The organism is Arenibacter arenosicollis, assembly GCF_014397245.1.
GTDB classification, from domain to species: domain Bacteria; phylum Bacteroidota; class Bacteroidia; order Flavobacteriales; family Flavobacteriaceae; genus Arenibacter; species Arenibacter arenosicollis.
Genome location: NZ_JACLHY010000062.1, coordinates 1 through 900 on the forward strand (window position 1 = coordinate 1; position 900 = coordinate 900).

The window sequence follows — 900 nt, forward strand, 5'->3', positions numbered from 1 at the left end:
TGGCCCTTCGTCTACGCTCAGGACAGGCTGCCCCACAGAGGATTCATTTATAAATGGAGATTCTGAAAAAGAATAGAAAGTATTGAGCAAATTGAAGTATCGGGATGTGGCGCAGTTCCCGCAAAGGTGCGGGACAGACCGGTAGCGTATCACGCCCCGGGCGTGATGGTCGTTTGAAATAATGGATTATGTAGTTTACATATTGTTCAGTGAAACGGCCGACAGGTATTATGTGGGTCAGACGAACAATGTTGAAAAACGGCTTGTTACCCACAATATTGGTGGTAAAAAGTATACATCCAAGGGCAGACCTTGGATTTTGATAAAAACTTATCTCTGTACCGATCGAACCGAGGCGGTGCAGTTGGAAAGAGAGATAAAGAAAAGAGGTATCAAACGATATCTCGACGAAAAGTAATTTTCGGGATGTGGCCCTTCGTCTACGCTCAGGACAGGCTGCCCCACAGAGGATTCATTTATAAATGGAGATTCTGAAAAAGAATAGAAAGTATTGAGCAAATTGAAGTATCGGGATGTGGCGCAGTTCCCGCAAAGGAGCGGGACAGACCGGTAGCGTATCACGCCCCGGGCGTGATGGTCGCTTGAAATAATGGATTATGTAGTTTACATATTGTTCAGTGAAACGGCCGACAGGTATTATGTGGGTCAGACCAACAATATAGAAAAACGGCTTGTTACCCACAATAATGGTGGCAAAAAGTATACCTCCAAGGGCAGGCCTTGGATTTTGATAAATACTTATCCATGTAAGGATCGGATCGAAGCGATTCAATTGGAAGGAAAGATAAAGAAAAGAGGTATCAAAAGATATCTGGACGAAAAGTAATTTTCGGGATGTGGCGCAGTTCCCGCAAAGGTGCGGGACAGACCGGTAGCGTA

The 900-nt window shown here is 44.9% G+C and carries 2 protein-coding genes; both read left to right on the forward strand.

Features of this window, described 5'->3' with window-relative positions; all coding sequences use genetic code 11:
• The first annotated feature begins 181 nt into the window (after nt 1-181).
• A complete protein-coding gene (locus tag H4O18_RS21850; protein ID WP_187588640.1) occupies nt 182-418 on the forward strand; it encodes a GIY-YIG nuclease family protein in 237 nt (78 codons plus the stop codon).
• 192 nt (nt 419-610) lie between these two features.
• The gene (locus H4O18_RS21855) at nt 611-847 is read left to right on the forward strand and encodes a GIY-YIG nuclease family protein (RefSeq protein WP_187588642.1); all 237 of its coding nucleotides are present in this window, start codon (nt 611-613) and stop codon (nt 845-847) included.
• Nucleotides 848-900: the final 53 nt, after the last annotated feature.

Excerpts from the sequence above, each read along its gene's own strand:
- H4O18_RS21855 (WP_187588642.1), top strand. The coding sequence starts at position 611 with ATGGATTATGTAGTTTACATATTGTTCAGTGAAACGGCCGACAGGTAT.
- H4O18_RS21850 (WP_187588640.1), top strand. The coding sequence starts at position 182 with ATGGATTATGTAGTTTACATATTGTTCAGTGAAACGGCCGACAGGTAT.